Here is a 23,637-nt window from a genome sequence, read left to right as displayed (position 1 = left end):
GGAGAATGACCGAGAAGTTGAAGCTGAAAAGAGGCGGCAATTACTGGTATAGCTTAAGGGCTAGTTATGGCAGTTACTCGATGTTGGCATTTTTTGATTCTAGAGGTGGATTTATTAGCAATGTAGCCTCTCCACCGTCTGTAAATACGCTTTACAGCATGGTGAAAATAGAAATCCCTGAAAATGCATCTTATGTGGTGTTTACTGTAAACACTACTTATTTGTCTACGTTTTTGTTATACTCTGATTATCAGACTTTGACAAACTCTGTAGCGGTGTATAAAGAGCAGGAGCTATATAACTTACTAGTGCCTAGATTCTTTAACGCCGTAATAGGGAAGAATAATGATATTTGGCTAAGTGGTGTATCTGTAGAGCCTAGAGCGTTTCAAGAGGGTAGGGTATTTCCGAAAATTGATGCATCTTACGGAGTAGTAAGACGGGCAAATATGCTTAGATACGCCCCGACAGCAGCAACTGCAAATTTTTCTGGCACAATCAGGACACTTGATACCAATCTGGCCTTAACTGTGGAACAACCAATTACATTTAGGACAATAAGTAACAATGTAGGTAACGGCACAGACGAGGTTAACATAATGCTTGTAGGTGATTCTCTTACAGATAACTCTTCATTGCCTTCTGAGCTTTATTCAATGTTAAATGCAGATGCTGACTACGCATTTAATCAACTAGGTACAAGAGGTGCGGCAGGCAGGTGGCATGAAGGAAGAGGCTCGTGGACGTGGAATAATTACCTAAATACAGAGGATTACGCGTCTAAAAACAACGCCTTTCTTTATTCAGGAGTTCTAGATTTTACGCAATACTGCACAGATAATGCTTATGACGGAATAGATATTGTCTTAATAAATCTAGGCACAAATGATGTAGGGCAGGGCGAAACAATAAGAACTGAAGCTTTCTTAGATGCGATAATTGCAAACGCAAAACTATTTATAGACGCATTATTAGCAGACTACCCTGCCGTTAAAATAGGTATAGCACTACCCGCTTTCGGTTGCGATAGTTTTGCAGGCTCTAATGCTTCGGCTGAGGTTTTCAGGTCAAACATCGGACGTTTGGGCTTGAAATATTTGAAAACATTTGACAACGGTGCTTACTCTGCAAATATTACTTGTTTTAGCCTTGCGTCTTCTATAGATAGCTATAACTCATACCCTTATGTAGACGAGGCTACAAGTAGTAGAATATCTGCAAACATAAGAGTGTTTGGCAACACAGTTCACCCAGAAGCCGTTGGCTATTACCAATGGGCTGACGCTTATTACCGTCAAGTTCGGGCGTTTTTGAGTGGGGTGATTTAAATTAAACAAACAATAAATAAAAAAATATGAAAAACAATGAATTAATGAACCTTTCGAATTCTTTCAGACTAATCGCTGACGCTCACTTTTCTAAAGAATCAGGCGTAAGTCTTAGCAATAAGGTGTTTTATGCACTTCGCAAAAACGTGCGGTCGATAGCCCCGATATTTAAAGAGAGTGATGGTATTAAATCTGACTTGCAAGAGTTGTTTAAGAAGAATGAAAATGTCGACGAAGACAAGCTGCACACGGATGAAGAATACCTAAAAGAGGTTAATGCCAAATTCATGAAGTTTGTCGAAGTGCCTGAAAATATAGAGCATCAAAAAAGGTTTTTAGAAGAGGGTTCGCCTATTGAGCTATTCAAGGTTTCAACAAGTGACCTAGACGAGTGTATTATGCCGATTTCTGATAGTGAATTTTTAGAGGCTTATATGGTATGATAGCGAATAAAATCACAACAGCATCAAAAGAATGCTTGGAATTAATCGCCAAATGGGAAGGGTTTAAGGCTGAGCCTTATTTATGTCCTGCCAAAGTTCCGACAATTGGATTCGGTACAACTAGGTATCCAAACGGGGTGAAAGTGAGCCTTTCAGATTTGCCAGTAACAAAAGAAAAGGCAATGGCTTATTTAATGCACGATGTAAGTGTATTCTCTAAGCAAGTGGACGCATTAGCAACAGACGCACTAACACAAAGCCAGTTTGATGCGTTGGTGAGCTTTGCGTATAATTTAGGGGTTAGTAACCTCCGAAACAGCACCCTTTTAAAAATAGTAAACCAAAACACGACATCCCCGCGAATTGCCTTTGAATTTAAGAAATGGGTTTACGCAGCAGGGAAAAGATTACAAGGCTTAATAAGCCGACGAAACGAAGAGGCAGAGCTTTATTTTAAAGACATGGCTCGGAATAATTAAAACACAATTAAGAAAATGAAAAACAGTATTGGAAGTTTGAAAGGGGCTTTGATGGAGTTTTATAACGACGCTTTATTTGATAGGGCTATGTTCTTTATCGGAACGGCTACCATCTCAGTAAGTGGCGTGGTGAAGAGTTTAGCGGCTGATGGCTATAATATCTATAATGGCTTTTATGGTGTAGTGGGTCAGGTTATTGTGGTGGCTTTTACTATCTGGTCAATGCTTAACACGGAGAAGATTATTCATAGTAACCTTACTAGATTTCAGGTTGCTTTAAAATATATTCTTACCTTTTTTGTAGCGTTCCTGTCTGGACTGTTTTTGTCTGGTTATGTTTTCAAGTTCGTAAACGCTATTGGTTCTGGATTGGGGGCTGAGGCTTCGGAGTCTTTTATTGCCCTACTCACCGGTGGCGGTTTTCAATATATTATTCCTGCATTAATGGATAGGTTTGCAGATGTTTTTAAGAATAAAAAAGATATTTAAACAAATAACAATATGCAAATATTGACGATTTTAAAAGCCCTAAAATGGGGTTGGAAGGCGTTGATTAGTCTTGTGCTGATTGGCTTCGTCTGGGTGGGAATTGTGACAGCTTGGAGGGTTGTAGCGTTCGCTAATCCTGCGGTGAAAGAGATAATCTCATTGAATGATACACTAACGGCCGAAAACCTCACACAGTATCAGCAATTAAGGACATTTGAGGCAGAAGTGGCCGGATATGTGGCACAAATAAAAGAGGACTCTATTAATTTCGCTATGCGGTTAATAGAGTCTCAATTAGTCGCTAGCCAATTGGGGGCAAAGGTGAAAGCGAAAGACAATTTAATTGCCAACTACAAAAAGGGAATTCAGGTTGACTTATTGAAACTAACCTACAAAGATGGAGTATTTTCTAAGCCTAAATTGGTAGACAGTGCTTATGTCTCCGCTTGGCGGTTTGGGGTTTTGGAGTAGACTTATATCGAGGTTCGTCTAGCCCTTTGTTAGGCACAATGGCACACACCCTCTAAAAAGTGTCCGTTACTAACTCTACCATTAGCCATTAATACATCGACTGTTACCTCATTAAATTCTGTTTTACCAACACTCAAAATGGTGGCATCCACATAGTAACATTCATTATTACCTACATCACCTGTTTTAGACCACGATAAGCCATCAAATACTTGGCATCTGCCACCAATCCGAAAGCCACGTGTGCCTAACAAAGTGTATAATTCAGGCTTTGTAGTGCTGTCTTTTACTTTAGTTTCTTTAATCATCTGTATCTTATTTTAAAGTTTAGTCCTTTAATCACGCCCGAAATCATACACGGGTCGTTACCTCAACCTCTTCAAAAACGATTTAATCCTTTTCCGCTTAGAAAAGGCATTGTCTCTCCTTAGTTCATAATAGTTGTTTTGCTCTCCCAGGACGAACACTTCAAATTGTCGGATTGCCCAAAACAAAAAGCTGCTTATCAGTACTAGTATTATCATTTTGATTTAATTTTTAGGTTTAAAAAATGCACCCTGAAAAGCATCAGGGGCATTTTGGTACTCAACTTTCCTATTAAAATATAATGCTAAAATGGTAGATCATCTTCTTCATCCGTCGGAATATCCGCAGGAGCTGGCGTACTAGTCGGAGCTTGTTTTTTCAACTCGCCAGAGCCTTCTATTTTCCAAGCGTTCACATTTGTATACCAGCGACCATTGTACTCCCTGCTCTCGATATTGATAGACACATTGACAACGTTTCCTTCTGTGATGTTGTCGCTTTCTATAACCTTTCCGAATGCGGTTATGCAGACTTTTTTAGGATATGTTCCTTCCGTTTCAAGTATGAAGTCTTGTTTTTCCCAAGACCCATTCTTTCCTTCGCCTTTTTCTAGCGGTAGAACCTGTATAATTACCCCTTTTATTTCCATTTTTATTTCATGTTAAAACCTTAAAATAATTTATTGTTTTACTAAAGAGTTAAACCACTCACTAAAGTCTGGTGCCTCATCCCCTAAAGCCTCGCAATTCACACCAGCATTGAACGCACTTTCTAGCAACTCCCTTTCCTCTTTCTTGCCTACCCTTATTTGCTTTTTTGAGCCTATTCGCGTAAACTCTTTTGAGCCCTCAAAAAAACTTATTATAGCCTCAGAACACTTACACATTTCATCTAATGCAGATTCTTGTGTGTGTGGGTTCTTAGCTTCTTCCCAAAGTGCCCCTACTAATAGGTACACTAACTTTTCATGCTCTTCCATTTTTATTTTTGATTTATTAATTTTTGACCAGCGGGCTTTCAGTTGAAAAATATTTGTAAAACATACCATCCGAAGCTCCAAAATATCCATCTTCTCTGATGTAAATTATTTTTGAATGCGTTGTGGTGGCTGGTTCTGGGTTATGCCAGAAAAAGCCAATTGTTCCGATTTTGAATTCTCGTTTCATTGTTTTGCCTTGAATGATGAAGCACAAATAAGAGCCTCGTTTGTTTCTAAGTTTCTTTTAAATTCATACAAAAGCGTATTCAAGTACTCTCTTGCCACATTTACAGAAGATATAATTGTCTTATATTCAGGGTCGCATATATCCCATTTTTTAAACCTTTCAGCTAGTTTCATGTGTGAGTAGTTGTGCTTTTTCCTCAACTCTTCACACGCTTCCAGGTAGTCCACACTTTCTGTTGACAGGAATTTTCCTTGATAAAAAAGCTTCCTTTCCTCGTCAGCTAAAAGCACGTCTGGCATATCTGATATGACATAAAACAAGGACGCTCCCTTTGCACCAGTTAACCACATATAGCCCTTTAGTTGCCATTCATAATCATGCGTTAAAGTAGCCTTACCAAACGTGAATAAATCCCAAGCGTTTTTGATGTCAAAAACAATGTCATCCACTAAGGTGTCTGGTGTACCCTTTATAAAATCATTTGAAAGGTGCTTTTTATAGCTCGTTACAAACCTGTTCGGAAACATGGCTTTATTTAGTATATCAAAACCCTCTTGCTCGCACGCTGTACCTTTTTCTAAGTACTTTGATGTGATATCCTTTTTAATGCCGTACATCTCGCCAACAAAGACATCATTAAGGTATGTTTCAACACCCTGTGTCAACTTTCCGCTTTTTGAAATAATCTTACCTAATGCGGAGCATCTAAATAGGTAATTGTCAAAGTTCTCTATCATGCCGCCAATTCTGTTTTACGGGTTTCATATAAGGGCCTTTGAGATTCACTTATAAACTCAGCAACCATTTCTAGTTCATCGATGTCAGAAGCTTTATTTATATGCTCCGTTATCCTTGAAGCCTCACGGTCTCGGTCAATATCTACAGCCCTTACAGGCTCATTATCGATATAACTTACATCTAATGTGTTCGCATCCTTTATGACCGCTTGGTCAACTATTATAGCCTTTTGCATCTCGATTGAAAGAGGGGCATACTTTGACAAAAGCAGCTTTAAGACTGTCTTAATTGCCATAGCGTCGAAATTATCCTTCCATAAGCCAAAACCCCTTTTAAACGTCTGCGAGAAGTTTTTGCCGTGTTGATTTAATTCCTCCTTTGTCATATAAAGGGTTTTTTCAAACCCATTTGTTAGTGCGAAATAAGCCGCATATCCAATAATATTCTCGTCTTGCTTCTTTGTAAAGTCAAAGGCAAATCCGGTTAACGGGTTTTCTTCAACAAGCTGTCCTGTATATATCGGAGTTGCTGAAATAGTCCTGAATTGTCCTGAACGCATCGCCAGTTGAATAAACCCCTTGTACCCAATTTGAAATTGGCATTCCTGCTTGTTTTCCCTTTTGTTGTTGAATGGGATAAAGTAAGCAAATCCAAGATTGGCATTAACTGGAAGGTCAAGCGTTGCGGCTGTTAAAGCAGAGGCGTAAATGCTTTCTTTTGTAGCATTCTTAAGCAAATCGTTAGAATTTACCGCCGTTATTACCGAGGCAATAAACCCCTGTGCTTTCTCTCCTAAGATGTCGGAGAATTTTTCCAATGTGTTTTTTTGACTCAAAAACTGGCTTATTGATTTCGTGCCAGTTTGTGTCGTGCTTAATTCTGTACTCATGATTATTTTATTTTTTGGCTGTTTTCGTTTATAATTTCAAGGTGGATGGCCACCACAACAAGCGGTATAAACAAACCGCCCAATAGTGACGCAACGCCCCAGGTTAACTGCTCGTTTGACAATGGAAGGGTAGCGTTAACCGCTACTTTTAAGAATACCCCTAGCGAGGTAAACCACGCTAGGATATAGATGTTTCTTACTGCTTTCATGATTAAATTGCTATTAGTTCAAGTTCCTTATCCGCCTCTTTTAGGGTGTCTTCCAGAAAGGACTGGATTTTCTTAAGGACGTAGTGTTTCGGGTCTCTTTTCAGAGTCGCTTCAAATCGTGTGTGATTCAAGTCTAAGGTGTTAGATGCGATTTCCGCAGGATTAACCATTGAGTTTGTTTCCTCTTCGTAGCCGGACTCGCTTTTACGAATCCATGAAGCCTTGAGTTTGTCGCCTTCGATTTCTAATTGAAATCTTTGAGATTCGTCCGCTCCGTTTCCTGCTTGGATGTCCTCAACCCAAAGTAGGGTTTCGGCCATTAATAGTATTTCTTTATTTTCCATTTTGCTGTTTGTTAAGTACATACAAATATAAACTTACATTAATTAATAAACTAATATAAGTTAATTTATTTTTCAGCAATCAGGAAATTATCTAACGGGTATAGCCTGAATATTAGATACTCTTCGCCTTTTTTGACTTTGGTTTTCCTTATGACGGTTTCAAAGATTCTGTTGTCGTTGAATTTGTACTTCTTTTGTAAAATATCCTGAAGGGGTTTGACTGGATTATCATTGTCTGAAGAAGCCGAACTGAATCCAAATTCATAATAGGCTTTTAGTTGACCTTCCGGAATGTGGATATTTGGGGGCATCATAAACAATAGACTCCTTTCGTAAACCTTATATTTAGCCGTCTTAAATCGCTTGCCCTGCCAAGCCTCATTGACAGAAAGGGGTTTTATTTTTATTCTCATTGTGTTACTTAAAAACCTCTAACATTCGCCATTTGACAATTTTTTGATTGTCTTTTAAAATTGGAATATTCATTGCAACCTGTATAATCTCCCATTTTTGAGTTATAGCACCGCACTCTTGAACCTCGCTGACTTGGCAAAGGTGTTGACCATCAAATTCAAAAGGCTGCGAAAAGTCACTAAACTCATCTATTGCCGCAATTTTATACTTTATTCGCCTTAAGGCTTCATTTAAGAAGCTAGGCTTATCGTCTTGTACATAAATATCTATAATCTCTAATACTTTCTCTTTAATGCCTTTATTCATATTGTTAAGCTTTATAATCTCTTTTTGATTGTCGTCTGTTTTTGCTGCTGTTCTCATTGTGTTGTTTAAATTTCGCTAACATTCGCTTAATGAAATGCTTTGCACTTCACGAAGCTTGGTGTTCTAAAACATGCTGCGAAAGAACAGCATAGATTAAAACTTTTAGGTGCAGCACGATTTTAGAACACCGTACATATTCAATTCTCTTTTCCTGCCCGCTTCTCAGGTATAAACCATAGAAGTTGAATATAGGAAAAAGGAAATTCTAAGCACACGTAAAATCTTCTTTCATAGTTGGTCCCGAAAGAAATCATTAATCCAATTTGCCATGAAAAATAAAAGTAAGCTTTCATAACTTAAACCTTTTAGCATACTCTATCCCCATTTCAAAAGCATCTGTTAATTTTCTCCTTTCTACCCATTTATAATTACAAGGGTCTTTTACTATTCCTCTAGCATAGTTTAAACCAGCAAGATGTATAGCTTTCTCTTTGTTTTCTTCTGGTGAAATATAGGGTTCCCCACCTTTTTCTAGACTAAAATCAAAGTTATATTCATCAAATATTGGAGGTCTATAATCTGTTAACCCTTCCCATTCTGGTATTTCTTGTGTTTTCATATTTTTTATCGTTGTTTTTATGGCTCAAAGAGCCAGTTGGCTAAGCTTCTAAAAGAGAACTGAACATGTACTCGAACGTTAGGTTCCAGCCTACGAAAGACTGTTTGTAATAATTATTAAAGTGTAGGCCGATAACCTAACACTGCATATAAAACAAAGAATTAAACCAACGCTTCTAATAAATCAGACTTTGAGAAAGTGTGAAAGTTTCCATTTGGATAGTAAAGTTTTGGCATTAGTTCATTTAGTGCTTGGAAATTAATTGAAACTTCAATTGCCTTAGTTATACTATTCTCGATACTTTCTGAATCTTCTGGAAATCTTTCTTCGCCTATTAAATCTAAAATTTGACTTCGCTTGAAAGTATGCATAGGTTCTAAAGTTGTTAATTCAACTTTTAGGATATAGTCATCTACATACTCGCTTATTTCATTAATTTCCAATTCATGCCATTCTAAATAGTCTTCTAGGCTGGCAAAAAATAATTCATCTACAAAAAAGTTTTCCATATTTATCGTTGTTTTTATGAGCCAAAGGCTCAGTTGCTATTCTTCTTTAATTCTTCGTTTCATATACTCCACGTTACCTGCAATTTAATTTTTAAAAAGATTTGGCAGCTTCCGTTCTACTGTAACAATAGTGTCGTTTTTAGAACCACCGTGAGGCACAAGTAGAATTTCTATAAATTCAAATCCTCTATTCTTGCCTATCCCGTTACTACTCCAGCCACATGTCAAAGCAATTCCGTTAGGCTTTAATATTCTTGCTACTTCATTTTTACAATCAGCCCAATAACCCATATTAGCCACGGATCTTTCAAGTTTTTCTTTACCGTAATCTTTATAGCATTGTGCAGCTTGCGTAATCGAGTATGGTGGGTCAAACAACACAAGGTCTACTGTTCCCGTTTCCATTTTCCGCAAGAATGTTAAAGCGTCAAGATGGTAGTCTGTATCAAATTCAGGGTTTAAGTCATTGGTAATAGTTCCATAACTGCTTTGATTTGCAAACGGGTCTATTATGATTTTGCTTTTAGCTACATACTTTTCAACCAATTCTTTTATCGGTTTAATTGTAAAGGTCAGTTTGTTGGGCATTGCCCAGGTTCTTTTAATATTCATTGGTATAAATCTTTTTAAAAATTAAAAAGTTCGCTTCGCCAGGTAACGTTGAGTATATAGTCCAGCTTCCTATCGTCAGCCGATGCCATATACTCAACGTTACCTCAAACACCTCAAAATCACAAGCCCAATAATCACCCCTAATGAAAGCGAGTAAAGGACAGCCGTTTTGAAGTTTCGTTTTTTGTAGTTACCCCAAACCAGCAAGGCTATAAAAGCCGCAAGTACTAAAACTGTTAGTGTTTCCATGCTATCTAAAATTACCTTGTCCAGCATCCGTCAAAACCAGCTTAAAACCCTTTTTCTCGAACTTTATGCCGTGTTTTTCTTTCCACGTTTGAGCCTCTTCGAGCGTGTCGAACTTACCTGACCAATCTTCCAGCGTTTCGTTTTCGTTTTTTAGTCTGTATTTATATTTGCTCATTGTCTTTTATCTTTTCAAATTGTTTAAACCATAGGGAAATCATTAAAATCTTCTCCGTATTTATAGAGTAGAATCTATTGCGACCGTTATCAATATAAGTGACTAAATTAGCCTCGCATAGCTCCTTTAGATGTGCTGAGATTGTAGGACGAACCAGTTTATATTCCTTATTAACCTCCTGATGTATCCACCAATGCGGAGCTTCGCCAGCGTTCAAAATTTCAAGGATTTTCACCCTTGTTTTATTGCTTAGGGCTTTTATTACTGTTGTCATAATAGATCCTCATTTTTAACAGTGAATTTTTCACTTCCTTTTTGAGCAATCGAAACATTTCCCCTATTTTCGATTATCTCCACCTTGTCGCCCTTTCGAGCGTAAAGCTTGAACGGTTGCCCTTTCTTGCCTAAGTAGCTCACAATGTCTTTTGTTGTTGTTTTCATAGTATCTTTCTTTCAATTGTTTCCAGTTTCATAAGTCTTGCTGTTTCAAGGGCTTTTATCATGCCTTTTGAATAGCCGTAATCGACATAAAATATCACGCAGTCGGTCACCTTGTACCACTCCAATCCTGCGTTTATTCCAAGCTCTCTTTCGCTCGGTTTGTCGTCGTCAAGTATTCCTTCTTGGGTATATAGTAGATGGCTAGCTATCGGTGATTCACCCCTTGATAAACTGTGTTTTATGCAAGCCCTTGCGTACTTTACATTCCTTTCAATTTCGCCAGCAAAGGGCGATTCTATTATTACTAGTTTCATTGAAATATCATTTGTTGTGAGGTGTGGTTTTTTATCCTTTGTATTGCATCTCGGTAGTATTCAGAATCTAATTCACAAGCCGTTAACTCAAAGCCGTAATCATGACAAGCGATAGCAATTGAACCGCTTCCTAAGTGCGTGTCAAGTATCTTGTCGCCCTCTTTTGCGTATTTATCTAAAAGCCATTTGTATAAGGCTACTGGTTTTTGGGTTGGGTGGATTCGGGATTGGCTTTCCCCTTGAATTGGGTATCTGAAGATATTGGCGGACTTATCAAAAGAAGTCCACGCTAATTCAAAATGTGAAAAACCTGTACCATCACATTGTTTATCCCAAGCCGTTATCCCTTTAGTGGGAGGCAAGCTAAAATAGTTTGCTCCCCAGATTATTTGATTTGATGAAATTCTGAAAAGCTCTATAAAGTATTGTTCAGTAGGTGGATAATTATCCCATAATTTTACATTATACTTTTGCTTTTCATATCCAGACCATTTTTTGCGTAAACCAATGCTTTTCCCATTGTTTTGATTTTGACCTATTCCGTACGGTGGATCCACTATCGCCAAATCAAAATAATTATCAGGATACCGAGCCATTAAAGCCATATTATCCTCGTTTGTGATTTGTATTTTATCGGTTATATTCATGTTAGAATAACTTCTTTTGAATGAATTTTAAAACGTGATTATTTGCGTCTTTAAAGAATTGCTTTTTTATTTCAAAGCCATACGCTCGCCTATTGCATTGTATTGCAGCTAATAAGGTTGAGCCACTCCCAGCACATGGATCTATTACCACGTCGCCTTTATCGGTGAATATTTCAATCAGATTTTCTAGTAGATTAACTGGTTTTTGTGTCGGGTGTATCTTTCTGGTTGTACTGTCTTTTTTCCAGTCAAGACAATTAAAAACCATTTTGCCGTGATTGTTGAATTTTGGCAACTTGTCACGGTAAAGCAAGATTGCATACTCACAATTCCCAACAACTCGCATATTTGCTTTTAACACCTGAGCAGAAAAGTTCTTTCTAAAAACTAGATTGATGTATTTATTTAATCCGTACTTTTTCGCCTTTTCTATTAATTCAAATTGCTGTTCAAAGGCACAAAACACAATCATACAAGGAGCTTTTCCAGTCTCTTTGGGTTCTTTCATTAGCATGGTAGGGCAGAAGTGCAAAAACTCAGTTATTCTAAAATCTTTATCAGTATCAAAGAACTCAGAATTAGCCAGTTTGCTTTCTCCGTTTTTGCTATCACCGTCTATGTACCAACTCGGATTTGAACCGTAGGCATCTTTCCCGATATTGTACGGTATGTCAGCAATAATTAATTGGGCTTTAGGGATATTGTATCTTTTGTAGTTTTGAAAATGATCGTTGTACAAGTGAGGCTTTAGATTGTCGGTGTCTAAAACTCTCTTTTTTCTAATATTGTCGATTGGCTCTAATAGGTCTAATTGGTCTGTCATTTGTGGTCTTTTTCGATCGTTTCGTGATAAACTATTTCCGCTTCAGCTTTGTCCGCTAAGTACTCAGGCGTTTCGAATTGCTTTAAGCATTTTCGACATGAAATGTCATCCTTCGTCGCCTCTTGTTTGCTGCAAGTTTTACAGGTGTTTTGGGTTATTTTTAGCATTGTTTTCCGTGTTTGATTACGAAGTATAATTTGTTTGGCTCTGCTCCCCATTCTGGATTTCCTGTTCTTATTTCAATCCCTGCGTGCTCGTAGGTTCTTATCCTGTCCGCATCTCCTTTTTTTGGGTAGCCTAGTGTTATTGTGTTTGCTTCTATATTTAAAAATGTTATAGGGTTTATTGGCGAGTTTGGTTCACTACACAACTTCATGTATAAAGTACCGGAGCTTATTAAGTATATTCTCCACTGTTCCTTTGACATTTTTTTACCATTTAACATAGCAAGTCTATTGCACCAATAAGGGGTTATTTCACGATAATCTTCTGTCTTAATCCCTGCTCTGGTCATTTCAAACCATTTTGTTTTAAGTGATAATTGTAGGTTCATTTGTTTCTATTTTTGGGTTTATGATTGTTTTACTATTTGTCGCTTGGCATTATTGTAAGCCTCTTTTGCTGTCTTTAGCCTTTCGTTTTCCTCACCGCCTAAATCATACTTTTTAGTTTGTGACTTCTGGCGACCTATCAAGATTGATTCGGCTTCTGTTCGACATTCGTCTTTTGTACTCAAATATTCCATTTCTAGCTTTGCCGCTTTTTCTTCCATGTAGGCGACGATATACCCCATTATGGTAACTTGGTCTACCCTGTTGTATATCTTGCCGTATGCCCCACTTTTTGCACGTTTTAAGCATAGTATCAAGTCGGCAATAGAATCATGCGTGTAGGTTGTCATGTATTTTGTCGCTAAAGAGTAAATATCAATTGCTTTCATGCGTTCCGTGGTGACATTTATCGAAGCGTTGAACATTGCGATAATTGCACAAATGGTTTTTAGTGTCATTTCCGGATCGCGTTTCACCATTTGAAAAACTTTCGGCTCAACTGCGGCTGAATTAAAATTCAATGCCAGTTCATAATCAACGACCTGAACAGCTAATTGAAAATTGTTACTCACTGCGTCCTGAGTCATGATTTCGTTTTGGCTTAATTTCCCTATTTGCTCGCTAATTAGCAGAAGCGAATTTGTGGGCGATGATTGCGTCAATATCCTGACCTGTTGATTTGAGGTATTCATTTTTATCTTGTTTTGAACTATTGGAATTGTTCAGATTTTTGTACCACGCCATTTTGAAGCCTACCCAGTTTTGGGCTATGCAGGTTTTAATGACTTCGGGGAATGATAGCCCACTATTCGCTTGCTCGCTCCTGAGAAGATTAAAAGCCGTTTCTGTGTTGGCTGCCTTTTTGGTTCTACGGACGGTTAGATAATCCTTAGCCGCCAGTTCCGGCACTCCTTCCGAAATCAGAGCTTTTAAAAAATTGAAATTTTCTTTTTTCTTTTTTTCTTCTAAAATAATATTAGAGGTACTCTTAGCTTTAGCTAAGTCTAAAACACTATCAGGATCATTAACACTATCACTTACACTAACACTAACAGATAGGGTTTCGTTAGGTTTCTGGGTTTCGGCTTGGGTTTCGTTAGGTTTATTTAGGTTATTTGATTTTGGCGGCCTACCTCCTAATCTTCCATTTTCCCTTGATGTGCTAATTCGCTTATCATAAGCCTCTAAGTTTCTTTTTAGGTTCGGTTCTATTAACTGCCAAACCAAATTAACCATTGGGTTATTTAGGTTATTTAGGTTATTTAGGTTTATTTTTGGTTCTTCATCGGAGTGATACTCAAATAAACAATCAAACAATAAAGCTTTACTTTCTTGGTCAAGAGTTCTTATAGCTCCGTACCATTCCGAGCGTATTATAAATGTCTCTTTGCTCATAACGGTAACAGTTATACGGACGCTAATTCTTTGACCCCATTACCCTTTTGTGGAGCGGCCTTTTCTTTTTCCTTTTTACATAGCTCAATTATGAAGCTTTCAGCTTCTTGATGCTTGGCGTATTCCCCTTTAGCCATCTGGGATAAAATACCTTTACTGAACTGCCTGCCCCTTAATGGCAATATGCCAGCCTGATGTATTCGTGTTAAAATTAGTTTTTGAGAAAAACCATTTGCTATTAGGTAATTGTAAGCCTCCTTAAAATTCATGTTTCAAGTATCATTAGTTAATTAATAAATTATTGTTTACCTTTGGGTGGTAGTGTGACACAAAGTTAATTAAAGTTAATGAATAAACATAAGTTAAGATGAAAAAAGAATTAAACATTTTAACCACGTTTCTGAAAGAGACCGGGTTAAACAACAGGGAGATAGCCGATAAGGTCGGAATATCTGCCGTTTCGATTGGTAAAATATTTGAAGGTCAATTTCCTTCTAAGTCTATTTCGAGCTTCTTTGCTGCATTTCCAGAACTGTCGCCAATGGATGTTTACGGACATTATTCGAACGGGTCCTATAAAGAGGTGAGTGTTGACGACTCGGAGATTGAAAAGGAAAACGCAGAGTTAAAGAAATCGCTTAAAAACGCAGAGGCTAGCAACTCACTTTTGCGGCTCGTCTTAAACGGCAAATTGTCACAAGAAGAAAAGACGATCGCAAATTTTAATTCGCGTAACCAACGCAGTACGGCGAAGCAAATTTTCATCAATAGAAAGATGGAAAAGGTAACGTTGTCGGTTACGCATAGCCCAAAAAGGGCTTAATTAGTACTATAAGTGGTTTTACCCGAGTACCAGCGGGATCACTAAAGCCACCATTTCGGTGGCTTTTTTTGTTATATAGCACTTTAAGTTATGGCAAGAAAGAAAACAAGAAAAGTCATTAACGAAATTGAAGTTCTCGATTTCGCAGCGGAAGGAAAATGTCTTACCAAACACGATGGTGAGGTCATATTTATAACCACGCCCAATGTAGCCCCCGGAGACATTGTTAAACTTCAGGTTAACAGAAAAAGAAAGTCATTTTCGGAAGCCATAGTACTGGAGAGAATCAAAGACTCTCCTGGACGTATTGAACCGTTTTGCTCTCACTTTGGAGTTTGTGGCGGCTGCAAATGGCAACATATCCCTTATGAGGCTCAGCTTGCCCAAAAGGAAAAACAGGTTAAAGATCAGCTGGTTAGGCTCGGTAAAATTGACGTCTCTAACTTCAAACCGATCTTAGCTTCAGAAAAAACCCGTTTTTATAGAAATAAATTAGAATTTACGTTTTCCAATACCAGGTGGTTAACGGCTAATGAAATAAGTTCTAGCAACGATTTAGGCAATAGAGACGCCCTTGGCTTCCATATCCCTAAGCGTTTCGACAAGGTTTTGCCGATAGATACTTGTTATCTTCAAGATGACCCTTCTAACGACATCAGACGCTTTTTTGACGAATACGCCAGAAACAGCGATGAGGCCTTCTATGATCATGTCAAACACGAAGGCTTTTTCAGAACTTTGATGATAAGAACATCATCTACTGGAGAAACCATGGTGGTAATGCAGTTTGCCAAAGACGATGTTAGTTTAATAGAAGCCTGCTTAGCAGCTCTGGTAGAGAAATTCCCAGATTTAACTTCTGTAAACTATTTCATCAACCAGAAAAGAAACGACAGTTACCAAGACTTGGACGCTGTATTTTTCTACGGAAAGCCAAACATAGAAGAAGAGATGGAGGGCTTGAGGTTTAGAATAGGCGTAAAATCTTTTTATCAGACCAATTCAGAGCAAGCCTACGAGCTTTATAAAGCCACAAGGACTTTTGCCGATATAGGCCCAGAAGACGTGGTTTATGATCTTTATACCGGAACGGGCACGATAGCCAACTTCGTAGCCAAAAACGCTAAGAAAGTGGTAGGTGTGGAGTATGTAGAAGATGCCATCAAAGATGCCGAAGTTAATTCTCGTGAAAATGGCATAGGAAATACAGTTTTCTATGCAGGAAACATGAAAGACGTTCTTAATGAGGCCTTTATTAAAAAAGAGGGATTGCCTAGCGTTGTCATCACAGATCCACCAAGAGCAGGAATGGATAAAGAGGTGGTGGAAACTTTATTACGTATAGCAGCAGACAGAATCGTTTATGTGAGTTGCAATGCAGCTACACAGGCCAGAGACGTACAGCTTTTATCAGAAAAGTACGATGTAGCCGTGGTTCAGCCTGTAGATATGTTTCCGCATACCCATCACGTGGAGAATATCATCAAGCTTACTTTAAGAAAATAGATTTTTGGTGTGAACTCGCTTTATGCATTAGGCAATCTCTCGATTTTATTGGGACGGTAGCTATATTGCTTCCTATCGGCTAGCTCAGTACAGGCGTAAACCCAATTAAACTATTTATAATAATTCCCCAACGCATAACCTGGGTATAAGAAATCTCTTAGTTGCTCCCAGCTAAAATTCGTTGGTCTTGTTTTTAAAGCAAAATCAAGACTAACGATTACTTAAAGTATTGGTGCATAAAGGTTCAACTATTTCTTCTAAGTTGAACTCAGCTAATTCCAGAAAACAAACAGATAAAATAGTGTTAATCCACAGTGGATAAGTCCCATTTTTTGCCAGAAATCTAAGGTATATACGTAGTTTACCCACAAATGAGGTATCCACATAGGTGTTTTTAAGTAAATCGTTCTAAATGAAGGCTTTAATTTTAGAAAGGTACGTCATCATCTGGCCCAACTTTTTTCAATGGATCGTCTTTTGAAAGCTCATTAGCCTTACTTAACATGGTTGGAGGAGACCAGCTATCAAAATGACTGGTGTCTCCAGCACCTCCAGGAAGCGTTATTTTCCCATAATCGGTAAGATTTCCTCCTAAAGTGTTTACATCGGTGAATTTGGTATATGCACCATGAAACTGTAGCATGATAGATTTCAAAGTACCCGCACGGTTTTTAGCTACTATTAATTCACCTAGCCCTTCTGTAGAGTTACCATTCTCGTCTTCGGTAATCTTATAATATTCAGGTCTATAAAGAAACATAACCATATCTGCATCTTGCTCGATAGATCCAGACTCTCTCAAATCTGACAGCTGTGGTTTCTTATCGCCACCTCTGGTTTCTACTGCTCTTGATAACTGTGACAAAGCAATTACAGGTACATCCAGTTCTTTAGAAAGATTCTTTAAGGACCTGGAAATGGTGGCAATCTCCTGCTCTCGGTTCGTATTTACGCCAGAGCCATCATCACCACTCATCAGCTGCAAATAATCAATAATGACCATTTGAATGTCGTGCTGGGCTTTTAAACGTCTACATTTTGCCCTTAATTCCAATACAGATAGGGCAGGAGTATCGTCTATAAAAATAGGAGCCGCAGATAGTTTATCTAATCGGGTATGCAGCTGCTGCCACTCGTGTGGCTCTAAAATTCCTTTTCTTAATTTCTTACTTTCAATCTCCACTTCTGCAGAAATCATCCTAAGCATCAGTTGGGTGGCAGACATCTCTAAAGAAAACATGGCTACGGCTGCACCATGGTCTACGGCGGCATTTCGCATAGAAGAAACCACAAAAGCCGTCTTTCCCATACCCGGTCTAGCCGCAATAATGGTCAATTCCGTTTTCTGCCATCCACCAGTTAAGTCATCCAGATCTTTAAACCCACTAGGAACGCCCGTAATTCCGTCCCCATTATTCAATTTTTTATGCTCCAACTCATCTATCGTGGCTCGCATAATTTCAGCAGAACTTTGGTAGTTCTTTTTTATGCTTTGCTCTGAAATTTCGAAGAAATATTGCTCTGTTCTATCCAAAACAGAGAAGATGTCATTAGACTCTTCAAAAGCATCCTTCATAAGCTTTTCAGACGCCTCTATCATCTCTCTCTTAATGCTCAGCTGAGACATTATTAAAGCGTGATACTCAATATTTGATGCGGAATTGACCTTACCCATAAGCTGAGCCAAGTATTTAGTTCCGCCTACCTCACGTATATTATTTTGGTTTCTCAAATACCTCGTAATGGTCATTAAATCAATGAGTTCTGATGCTTCGTACATGCTCATCATAGCTCCATAAATAAGCTTATGAGATTCCGAATAAAACGACCTAGGCTTAATCAGGTCTTTGATTCTTGCTAGAGCATCTTTGTCTATCAATATAGCCCCAAGAACGGCAGCTTCCATTTCCGTAGAATATGGCAATATTTTACCATTTTCCATCCTAGTGGAAGAAGTATTCGGTCTAACAAGTGTCTGGTTTAGGTTCATTCAGAATTATAAAACTTTCATCATATTTTTAGGTTGCAATATGCAATGCTACCATTCAAAATTGATATAAAAAAACGCGATACAAAGCTCTTCTTTTTTACTGCCTTTTAAAAGTAATATCTGAACTATTTGTCAATCAAATGTGAATTGTTTTGATACTTTTTGTGAACTAATTCGGTGTAGTTGTGAATAATTTTCTTGATTTTTGATGAACATAAAAATATACCGCGTTTGACTGAGAAAATAATAAAGCTAGAGGGCGTATCTCTATTAGATTTTTTGGGGGTTCAAAATAAAAACATCAAGGAAGTGGCTAAGTTCTTCCCAACTTGTAAGTTAGTTTCTCGTGGTAATGAGATACATCTAAGAGGGCCGGCAGAAGAAGTCGTTAGATTGAGTGGTTTTTTAGAAAACCTTTTAGAGCATCATCATAAATTTGGAAAGCTTACGCCGGAGTTGGTCAAGAATTTCCTTGAAAATGAGCAGGAAATCAAAGAAAGCCTTTCTCTTCCAGATGATGTACTCGTTCATGGCAACAGGGGTTTGGTGGTAAAAGCCAAAACCATGAACCAAAAAAAACTAGTAGAAGCCAGTTTAACACATGATATCGTTTTTGCTGTTGGTCCGGCCGGAACGGGTAAAACCTACACAGCCGTGGCTTTGGCGGTAAAAGCCATGAAAGAAAAACTGGTAAAGAAAATCATTATCACTAGACCGGCGGTAGAAGCAGGAGAGAACCTTGGTTTCCTTCCAGGAGATCTAAAGGAGAAAATCGATCCTTATTTAATGCCTATTTATGATGCTTTGAATGATATGATTCATTCAGAGAAATTGAAAGATTACCAAGAGAGAAATGCCATAGAAATAGCTCCATTGGCATATATGAGAGGTAGGACGTTAAATAATGCATTTATCATCTTGGATGAGGCTCAAAACACCACACCCATGCAGTTGAAAATGTTTCTTACCAGAATGGGACCTAATTCTAAAATTGTCATAACAGGAGACATTACCCAGATAGATCTACCTGCTAGACAAAAATCTGGTTTAGAAGATGCCATTCAGAAACTCAGTAAAATAAAAGGAATTAAGTTTATAGAATTGGATGCCCGCGACGTTGTACGCCATCCTTTAGTGGTAGATATCCTAAAAGCTTATGATGAGGCTAGTAAATAGTATTTTGTTTTGTTTAATTTTCTTCCCTGCCCTTTCACAGCGATGTGCGGTTGGCGTATTGGCCAGTCCAGAATTAAAGCAAAGGCATGATGACTTTCAAAAAGTTTTAGAGAAATATCAGAAGGAAGGTGGGGCAAAATTCAAAGTTCACGATGAAATCATCAAGATACCTGTAGTAGTACACGTTATCCATAATCAATTAGATGGCGAAATAGGAGCCTCTGGAAGCACCAACATATCTGACCAGCAGATCTTCAGCCAAATAAAAGTGCTGAATGAAGACTTTAGAAGGGCTGCCGGAACCATGGGTTTTAATACCTTTGAGGTAGGAGCAGATATGGAAATCGAATTCTTTTTAGCTCAGGAAGATGAGTTTGGAAACCCCAGCTCTGGAATCACCAGAACTTACCAGAACAGACCATCTTATAGTGTCTTTAGAGACTTAGACTTTATTTCAAGTTTAGCTTATTGGGATTCCAACAAATACCTCAATATATGGGTAGTGGATTTGGCTGGCGTTTATCTTGGGTACGGTGAGTTTCCAGGAGGGGCTATAGACGGTTTAGAATTAACAGATCCACCTGCAAGAACAGATGGTATATATGTGGACTATAAAGTTTTTGGGAAAAGAATAGGAACCGCCGATTCAGGAATCTATTCCTATGGCAGAACACTCACACATGAGTTGGGGCATTGGTTAGGCTTGATACATACTTGGGGAGACGAAAGATGCGGAGATGATTACTGTGCTGACACACCTCAAGCCGAAAAAGAAAATGACTCGGAGACCTGTAGGGATATCTATTCGAGATGTTCGGGCATAAGCTCTAGAAATATGATAGAGAATTATATGGACTACACGCCAGACTCCTGCATGAATGTGTTTACCAAAGACCAAAAGGCCAGAGTAAGGGCGGTTTTAGAGCTCAGTCCAAGAAGAAGGAGGTTAATTTTAAATAGTCAATTTCTCCTGCCCAATAATGACGTGGTAGCTCTTAATGTATTGAGCAACCCAGGAACCAGAGAAGATATGGCTTTTCAAATTCTTCTACCAGATTTCCAAGATTTCACTTTAAGCTTTTACGATTTTTTTGGAAGGCAGGTAGTGACAAAGACATTTAAAGATTATCCCAGTACCGTAGTGCGGGCTTCTGATCTTAACTTACCCAAGGGGACGCTCATTCTGAAAATGACGTCTACCAATACAGAGATTATAAAACGAATAATGGTGTTTTAGAATGAAAGGAAGAATTAAACCAGACTTTGACGATATATTTATGGAATTGGCCATTAATTTGGCTCAAAGGTCGCATTGCGTGAAAGCACAAGTAGGTGCCGTCTTAACCAATGAGACCAGAATTATATCTATTGGGTATAATGGTCCTCCGAGTGGAACCCATAATTGCGATACTGACTTTGGTGACGAAGGCTGCCCAAGAGACTCCAAGGGAAGCTGCTCTTTGGCATTGCACGCAGAGCAGAACGCCATTCTTTATGCTGCCAAAAATGGAGCAAAAGTAGAAGGAGCTACCATGTATGTTACGCTATCTCCCTGCATTGCCTGTGCCCGAGTGATTTATTCCATGAAAATCAAGAAAGTGTTTTTCTTAGATTCTTATGCCGAATACAAAGGCATTCCTGAAGATGAGGGTGTGGAGTTTCTGAGAAAATTTGGTATTGAAGTAGTGAAGTACAGTCCTAAGGCCGCATGAACTATCTAGCTCATTTATTTTTATCAGGAGAAGACGAAGACATACTTTTTGGAAATTTATTAGAAGACTTTATGCATGGTAGGGTGGAGCACCCTAGAAACAATCACCTTTCCGAACGCGTTAAGGTGGGCATTAAACTTCACAGAAGAATAGACACTTTAACAGATACACATGAGCTTGTTAAAGACTGTAAAAGCCTTTTCTACCCGGAATTTGGTAAATATGCTTCTATCGTAGTCGATGTGCTTTTTGACCATTTCTTGATAAAAAATTGGAAGCTGTTTGCAGACGAAGATTTTGAATTGTTCAGAAAACGTGTGTATCTGAGTCTTGAAAAGTATAGAACGGCTATGCCTCCAAATCTTATTCAACTTTTTAACTCCATGGTAAAACATGATTGGTTAAAATGTTACGAATTTGATGAAGGTTTAGAAAAATCATTCTCTGGGCTTAATGCTAGAATTAAATCGGGTCCAGATATGTTAAAGAGCATTCCTTTAATGCATGAAAACTATGATTTCTTGGATGGTAAATTCAAAGATTTTTTTAGCATCATGCAGATTTATTGTCAAAATTACATTACCAGTCATTCATAACCTTGGCCAAATCACTTTCACAAGAACTTGCTGATATCAAATCAGAAAATCTTCAACCGCTTTATTTTCTGCACGGTGCAGAATCCTATTATCCCAATGCCATTGCCAAACGTATTTCTGAGGTCGCTATTCCAGAGCACGAAAAGGGTTTTAACGAATTTGTACTTTTTGGAAAAGAACTAACCGTAGGTGCGGTACTTAATAATGCCCGGAGATTTCCTATGATGGCAGAAAGGCAGCTGGTTTTAATAAAAGATGCCGATCAAATTCAAGATATAGGAAATAAAGACGCCCAGGCTATGCTCACTAGCTATGCCAACGAGCCGCTTAAGAGTACCATTTTAGTGTTGGTTTTTGGGAAAGCCATGGACGTTAGGAAAGCTTTTGTTAAAGCTTTTGAGAAAAATGGACTTATGGTCAATGCTAAAAAGCTCTACGACAACCAAGTTCCCGACTTTATCCAGGGTATTTGTAATGAAAAAAAACACAAAATTTCTCCAAAAGCAGCCCAATTACTTTTTGAACATATCGGCAATAACCTCGAAGCGATAGTAAAAGAGATAGAAAAGATGCTGATCAATTTACCTGCAGGGGCAGAAATTGATGGCAATGCCATTGAGAAATATGTAGGCATCAGTAAGGATTATAATGTCTTTGAGCTGCAAAAATCGCTCACCATAAAGGACGTCAAAAAAAGTTTTCAGATCGTAAATTACTTCTCTGCTAACACCAAAGATCACCCTATACAGCCGGTTATTTTAATCCTTTATAACTTCTTTTCCAAGGTGCTTTTAGTGCATGGAAGTAAGACAGTACCTGGGACAAATTTAGCCACGATTTTAAAGGTAAATCCTTATTTTGTAAAGGATTACTCCACAGCGGCCCAAAATTATCCTGTCTGGAAATTGATGCAAATTATCGCTGCTTTAAGAAATGCAGACAAGTATTCTAAGGGGATTGAAGTAGGTACAAAGACGGCAGATGATCTCTATAAAGATTTAATAAATGAGATACTTTATTAAAAGAAAAAGCTTCCAAAATTTGGAAGCTTTTTTTGTAGCGGGAAGGAGAGTTGAACTCCTGACCTCCGGGTTATGAATCCGACGCTCTAACCAACTGAGCTACCCCGCCATTTCAAATCCGGCTGCAAATGTAGGAAATGATTTTTTACCACCAAAACCTTTTGGAAATAAATCTTAAAAAGAAAAAAAACCTGTGAAACTTGTATTCTTAATGTTAAAAAGCTAACTAGTCAAAAATTAAATATGAGTGTCATATGTCGAAACACAAGTTTGTCGCGGAATTCTCCTTTAAGACTTCTCCAAAAGTAATTTATAACTATATCAGCACTCCTGGTGGGTTGCAGCAGTGGTTTGCGACTAATGTTTCCATTGACTCCAATCATAACTTTATTATTGTATGGGACGGGGTAAAACATGTTGCTCAAGTAAATAAGAAGTTAAACAAATCTGCTAGATACGACTTCTTAGGAAATGATGAAGGCAACTCCCTAGAGCTAAAGCTTGTTTTGGGAGAAATGGATGGGTCTACCTATTTGGAAGTAACGGATACGTCAGACAATGAAGACGAGGAAGAGCTTCAGGAGCTTTGGGACGGCCTTATTGCAGACTTAAAAGACATCGTTGGCGGTTGATATTCTTAAAAAATCAAAATTGACTTGTAGGTGCTGTTTTTCTATCGGACTTTTGAGATCTAGAAAGTTTTGAATGACTAAAATAGATAAACTCGTAATCAAGAATTTCCTTGGGCCATTTATACTCACCACCCTAATAGTAGTGTTTATTTTTTTGCTTAGGTTTCTTATGCTATATTTTGAGGATTTTGTAGGAAAAGACCTAGAAATGAGCACTTTTGGGAAACTTTTCACCTATTTTTCTTTAATTACGGTACCCACAG

Annotated in this window: 38 protein-coding genes, 1 tRNA gene and 1 pseudogene; 14 read left to right on the top strand and 26 right to left on the bottom strand. The window is 38.1% G+C overall.

Annotation, left to right across the window (positions count from 1 at the left end):
* The 5 genes from ACTBZY_RS09650 to ACTBZY_RS09630 all read left to right on the top strand — a co-directional run.
* Positions 1-1,328, top strand: a 1,328-nt coding sequence (locus ACTBZY_RS09650) for an SGNH/GDSL hydrolase family protein (protein WP_463046127.1), incomplete at its 5' end; no start/stop codon positions are given.
* 26 nt (positions 1,329-1,354) lie between these two features.
* Positions 1,355-1,771 (top strand): hypothetical protein, encoded by a 417-nt coding sequence (locus ACTBZY_RS09645; protein WP_463046126.1) that lies wholly within the window; start codon positions 1,355-1,357, stop codon positions 1,769-1,771.
* Entirely contained in the window at positions 1,768-2,250 is a 483-nt protein-coding gene (locus ACTBZY_RS09640) for a lysozyme (RefSeq protein ID WP_463046125.1), read from the top strand. The genes ACTBZY_RS09645 and ACTBZY_RS09640 overlap by 4 nt, the downstream gene beginning before the upstream one ends.
* 15 nt (positions 2,251-2,265) lie before the next feature.
* A complete protein-coding gene (locus ACTBZY_RS09635) occupies positions 2,266-2,739 on the top strand; it encodes a hypothetical protein (RefSeq protein WP_463046124.1) in 474 nt (157 codons plus the stop codon).
* Between the two features lie 12 nt (positions 2,740-2,751).
* Positions 2,752-3,210 carry a hypothetical protein gene (locus ACTBZY_RS09630; RefSeq protein WP_463046123.1) on the top strand — a complete coding sequence of 153 codons (459 nt, stop codon included), beginning with the start codon at positions 2,752-2,754 and terminating at the stop codon, positions 3,208-3,210.
* Positions 3,211-3,239: 29 nt separating this feature from the next.
* Here the strand turns inward: ACTBZY_RS09630 and ACTBZY_RS09625 are convergent, their stop codons facing one another.
* The 24 genes from ACTBZY_RS09625 to ACTBZY_RS09510 form a co-directional block, all read right to left on the bottom strand.
* The gene (locus ACTBZY_RS09625; RefSeq protein ID WP_463046122.1) at positions 3,240-3,518 is read right to left on the bottom strand and encodes a hypothetical protein; all 279 of its coding nucleotides are present in this window, start codon (positions 3,516-3,518) and stop codon (positions 3,240-3,242) included.
* A gap of 302 nt (positions 3,519-3,820) precedes the next feature.
* The gene (locus ACTBZY_RS09620; RefSeq protein WP_463046121.1) at positions 3,821-4,165 is read right to left on the bottom strand and encodes a DUF3127 domain-containing protein; all 345 of its coding nucleotides are present in this window, start codon (positions 4,163-4,165) and stop codon (positions 3,821-3,823) included.
* Between the two features lie 30 nt (positions 4,166-4,195).
* Positions 4,196-4,495: a hypothetical protein gene (locus ACTBZY_RS09615; RefSeq protein WP_463046120.1), complete on the bottom strand. Its 300-nt coding sequence runs from the start codon at positions 4,493-4,495 to the stop codon at positions 4,196-4,198.
* Positions 4,496-4,511: 16 nt separating this feature from the next.
* Positions 4,512-4,682 carry a hypothetical protein gene (locus ACTBZY_RS09610; RefSeq protein WP_463046119.1) on the bottom strand — a complete coding sequence of 57 codons (171 nt, stop codon included), beginning with the start codon at positions 4,680-4,682 and terminating at the stop codon, positions 4,512-4,514.
* On the bottom strand, positions 4,679-5,419 hold the full coding sequence (locus ACTBZY_RS09605) for a hypothetical protein (protein WP_463046118.1): 741 nt from the start codon (positions 5,417-5,419) through the stop codon (positions 4,679-4,681). The genes ACTBZY_RS09610 and ACTBZY_RS09605 overlap by 4 nt, the downstream gene beginning before the upstream one ends.
* On the bottom strand, positions 5,416-6,309 hold the full coding sequence (locus ACTBZY_RS09600) for a recombinase RecT (RefSeq protein ID WP_463046117.1): 894 nt from the start codon (positions 6,307-6,309) through the stop codon (positions 5,416-5,418). The genes ACTBZY_RS09605 and ACTBZY_RS09600 overlap by 4 nt, the downstream gene beginning before the upstream one ends.
* Positions 6,310-6,311: 2 nt before the next feature.
* Positions 6,312-6,518 carry a hypothetical protein gene (locus tag ACTBZY_RS09595; protein WP_463046116.1) on the bottom strand — a complete coding sequence of 69 codons (207 nt, stop codon included), beginning with the start codon at positions 6,516-6,518 and terminating at the stop codon, positions 6,312-6,314.
* A 2-nt stretch (positions 6,519-6,520) separates the two neighbouring features.
* The gene (locus ACTBZY_RS09590; RefSeq protein WP_463046115.1) at positions 6,521-6,862 is read right to left on the bottom strand and encodes a hypothetical protein; all 342 of its coding nucleotides are present in this window, start codon (positions 6,860-6,862) and stop codon (positions 6,521-6,523) included.
* Between the two features lie 65 nt (positions 6,863-6,927).
* On the bottom strand, positions 6,928-7,275 hold the full coding sequence (locus tag ACTBZY_RS09585) for a hypothetical protein (protein WP_463046114.1): 348 nt from the start codon (positions 7,273-7,275) through the stop codon (positions 6,928-6,930).
* A gap of 4 nt (positions 7,276-7,279) precedes the next feature.
* Positions 7,280-7,639: a hypothetical protein gene (locus ACTBZY_RS09580; protein WP_463046113.1), complete on the bottom strand. Its 360-nt coding sequence runs from the start codon at positions 7,637-7,639 to the stop codon at positions 7,280-7,282.
* Between the two features lie 292 nt (positions 7,640-7,931).
* The gene (locus tag ACTBZY_RS09575; protein WP_463046112.1) at positions 7,932-8,201 is read right to left on the bottom strand and encodes a hypothetical protein; all 270 of its coding nucleotides are present in this window, start codon (positions 8,199-8,201) and stop codon (positions 7,932-7,934) included.
* Between the two features lie 161 nt (positions 8,202-8,362).
* Positions 8,363-8,710 (bottom strand): hypothetical protein, encoded by a 348-nt coding sequence (locus ACTBZY_RS09570; protein WP_463046111.1) that lies wholly within the window; start codon positions 8,708-8,710, stop codon positions 8,363-8,365.
* 84 nt (positions 8,711-8,794) lie between these two features.
* Positions 8,795-9,322, bottom strand: a complete 528-nt coding sequence (locus ACTBZY_RS09565) for a hypothetical protein (protein ID WP_463046110.1) — start codon at positions 9,320-9,322, stop codon at positions 8,795-8,797.
* Between the two features lie 99 nt (positions 9,323-9,421).
* Positions 9,422-9,571: a hypothetical protein gene (locus ACTBZY_RS09560; RefSeq protein ID WP_463046109.1), complete on the bottom strand. Its 150-nt coding sequence runs from the start codon at positions 9,569-9,571 to the stop codon at positions 9,422-9,424.
* Between the two features lies 1 nt (position 9,572).
* Positions 9,573-9,746: a hypothetical protein gene (locus ACTBZY_RS09555; protein WP_463046108.1), complete on the bottom strand. Its 174-nt coding sequence runs from the start codon at positions 9,744-9,746 to the stop codon at positions 9,573-9,575.
* Positions 9,733-10,020, bottom strand: coding sequence for an ArsR/SmtB family transcription factor (locus ACTBZY_RS09550; RefSeq protein WP_463046107.1), 288 nt, complete (start codon positions 10,018-10,020; stop codon positions 9,733-9,735). Before ACTBZY_RS09550 ends, ACTBZY_RS09555 begins: the two co-directional genes overlap by 14 nt.
* Complete coding sequence (locus tag ACTBZY_RS09545) at positions 10,017-10,187, bottom strand: hypothetical protein (protein WP_463046106.1); 171 nt, start codon at positions 10,185-10,187, stop codon at positions 10,017-10,019. The genes ACTBZY_RS09550 and ACTBZY_RS09545 overlap by 4 nt, the downstream gene beginning before the upstream one ends.
* A complete protein-coding gene (locus tag ACTBZY_RS09540; protein WP_463046105.1) occupies positions 10,184-10,501 on the bottom strand; it encodes a DUF7768 domain-containing protein in 318 nt (105 codons plus the stop codon). Before ACTBZY_RS09540 ends, ACTBZY_RS09545 begins: the two co-directional genes overlap by 4 nt.
* Entirely contained in the window at positions 10,498-11,148 is a 651-nt protein-coding gene (locus tag ACTBZY_RS09535; RefSeq protein ID WP_463046104.1) for a DNA methyltransferase, read from the bottom strand. Before ACTBZY_RS09535 ends, ACTBZY_RS09540 begins: the two co-directional genes overlap by 4 nt.
* A 1-nt stretch (position 11,149) precedes the next feature.
* Positions 11,150-11,971 carry a DNA-methyltransferase gene (locus tag ACTBZY_RS09530; RefSeq protein WP_463046103.1) on the bottom strand — a complete coding sequence of 274 codons (822 nt, stop codon included), beginning with the start codon at positions 11,969-11,971 and terminating at the stop codon, positions 11,150-11,152.
* A gap of 160 nt (positions 11,972-12,131) precedes the next feature.
* The gene (locus ACTBZY_RS09525; protein WP_463046102.1) at positions 12,132-12,524 is read right to left on the bottom strand and encodes a hypothetical protein; all 393 of its coding nucleotides are present in this window, start codon (positions 12,522-12,524) and stop codon (positions 12,132-12,134) included.
* An 18-nt stretch (positions 12,525-12,542) separates the two neighbouring features.
* Entirely contained in the window at positions 12,543-13,109 is a 567-nt protein-coding gene (locus ACTBZY_RS09520; RefSeq protein WP_463046101.1) for a hypothetical protein, read from the bottom strand.
* A gap of 34 nt (positions 13,110-13,143) precedes the next feature.
* Positions 13,144-13,917, bottom strand: coding sequence for a DUF6291 domain-containing protein (locus ACTBZY_RS09515; RefSeq protein ID WP_463046100.1), 774 nt, complete (start codon positions 13,915-13,917; stop codon positions 13,144-13,146).
* 11 nt (positions 13,918-13,928) lie between these two features.
* Positions 13,929-14,186 carry a hypothetical protein gene (locus ACTBZY_RS09510; RefSeq protein WP_463046099.1) on the bottom strand — a complete coding sequence of 86 codons (258 nt, stop codon included), beginning with the start codon at positions 14,184-14,186 and terminating at the stop codon, positions 13,929-13,931.
* Between the two features lie 98 nt (positions 14,187-14,284).
* Between ACTBZY_RS09510 and ACTBZY_RS09505 the strand changes: the two genes are divergently transcribed.
* Together ACTBZY_RS09505 and rlmD are read left to right on the top strand one after the other, a co-directional pair.
* Complete coding sequence (locus ACTBZY_RS09505; protein ID WP_463046098.1) at positions 14,285-14,740, top strand: hypothetical protein; 456 nt, start codon at positions 14,285-14,287, stop codon at positions 14,738-14,740.
* A gap of 90 nt (positions 14,741-14,830) precedes the next feature.
* Positions 14,831-16,246: a 23S rRNA (uracil(1939)-C(5))-methyltransferase RlmD gene (gene rlmD / locus ACTBZY_RS09500; RefSeq protein ID WP_463046097.1), complete on the top strand. Its 1,416-nt coding sequence runs from the start codon at positions 14,831-14,833 to the stop codon at positions 16,244-16,246.
* 427 nt (positions 16,247-16,673) lie between these two features.
* On the opposite strand, the gene dnaB is transcribed toward rlmD, so the two are convergent.
* Complete coding sequence (gene dnaB, locus ACTBZY_RS09495; protein WP_463046096.1) at positions 16,674-18,236, bottom strand: replicative DNA helicase; 1,563 nt, start codon at positions 18,234-18,236, stop codon at positions 16,674-16,676.
* A 231-nt stretch (positions 18,237-18,467) separates the two neighbouring features.
* Here dnaB and ACTBZY_RS09490 point away from each other — a divergent pair, with 231 nt between their 5' ends.
* The 5 genes from ACTBZY_RS09490 to holA are packed head-to-tail and all read left to right on the top strand — an operon-like array spanning position 18,468 to position 22,742.
* A complete protein-coding gene (locus ACTBZY_RS09490; RefSeq protein ID WP_463046095.1) occupies positions 18,468-19,412 on the top strand; it encodes a PhoH family protein in 945 nt (314 codons plus the stop codon).
* A complete protein-coding gene (locus ACTBZY_RS09485) occupies positions 19,393-20,649 on the top strand; it encodes a M43 family zinc metalloprotease (protein WP_463046094.1) in 1,257 nt (418 codons plus the stop codon). The genes ACTBZY_RS09490 and ACTBZY_RS09485 overlap by 20 nt, the downstream gene beginning before the upstream one ends.
* A 1-nt stretch (position 20,650) precedes the next feature.
* Positions 20,651-21,124: a deoxycytidylate deaminase gene (locus ACTBZY_RS09480; protein WP_463046093.1), complete on the top strand. Its 474-nt coding sequence runs from the start codon at positions 20,651-20,653 to the stop codon at positions 21,122-21,124.
* Positions 21,121-21,720, top strand: coding sequence for an acyl carrier protein phosphodiesterase (locus tag ACTBZY_RS09475; protein WP_463046092.1), 600 nt, complete (start codon positions 21,121-21,123; stop codon positions 21,718-21,720). Before ACTBZY_RS09480 ends, ACTBZY_RS09475 begins: the two co-directional genes overlap by 4 nt.
* A 2-nt stretch (positions 21,721-21,722) precedes the next feature.
* On the top strand, positions 21,723-22,742 hold the full coding sequence (holA, locus tag ACTBZY_RS09470; RefSeq protein ID WP_463046091.1) for a DNA polymerase III subunit delta: 1,020 nt from the start codon (positions 21,723-21,725) through the stop codon (positions 22,740-22,742).
* A gap of 35 nt (positions 22,743-22,777) precedes the next feature.
* Here the strand turns inward: holA and ACTBZY_RS09465 are convergent.
* A tRNA-Met gene (locus ACTBZY_RS09465) sits at positions 22,778-22,851 on the bottom strand.
* 145 nt (positions 22,852-22,996) lie between these two features.
* Here ACTBZY_RS09465 and ACTBZY_RS09460 point away from each other — a divergent pair.
* Positions 22,997-23,374 carry an START-like domain-containing protein gene (locus tag ACTBZY_RS09460; RefSeq protein WP_463046090.1) on the top strand — a complete coding sequence of 126 codons (378 nt, stop codon included), beginning with the start codon at positions 22,997-22,999 and terminating at the stop codon, positions 23,372-23,374.
* A 73-nt stretch (positions 23,375-23,447) separates the two neighbouring features.
* A pseudogene (locus ACTBZY_RS09455) lies at positions 23,448-23,637 on the top strand (LptF/LptG family permease); the annotation flags it as partial.

This window comes from Arcticibacterium sp., from assembly GCF_055134445.1.
The sequence above is the reverse complement of the archived record's forward strand: the minus strand, read 5'-3'. Positions and strand labels throughout refer to the sequence as shown.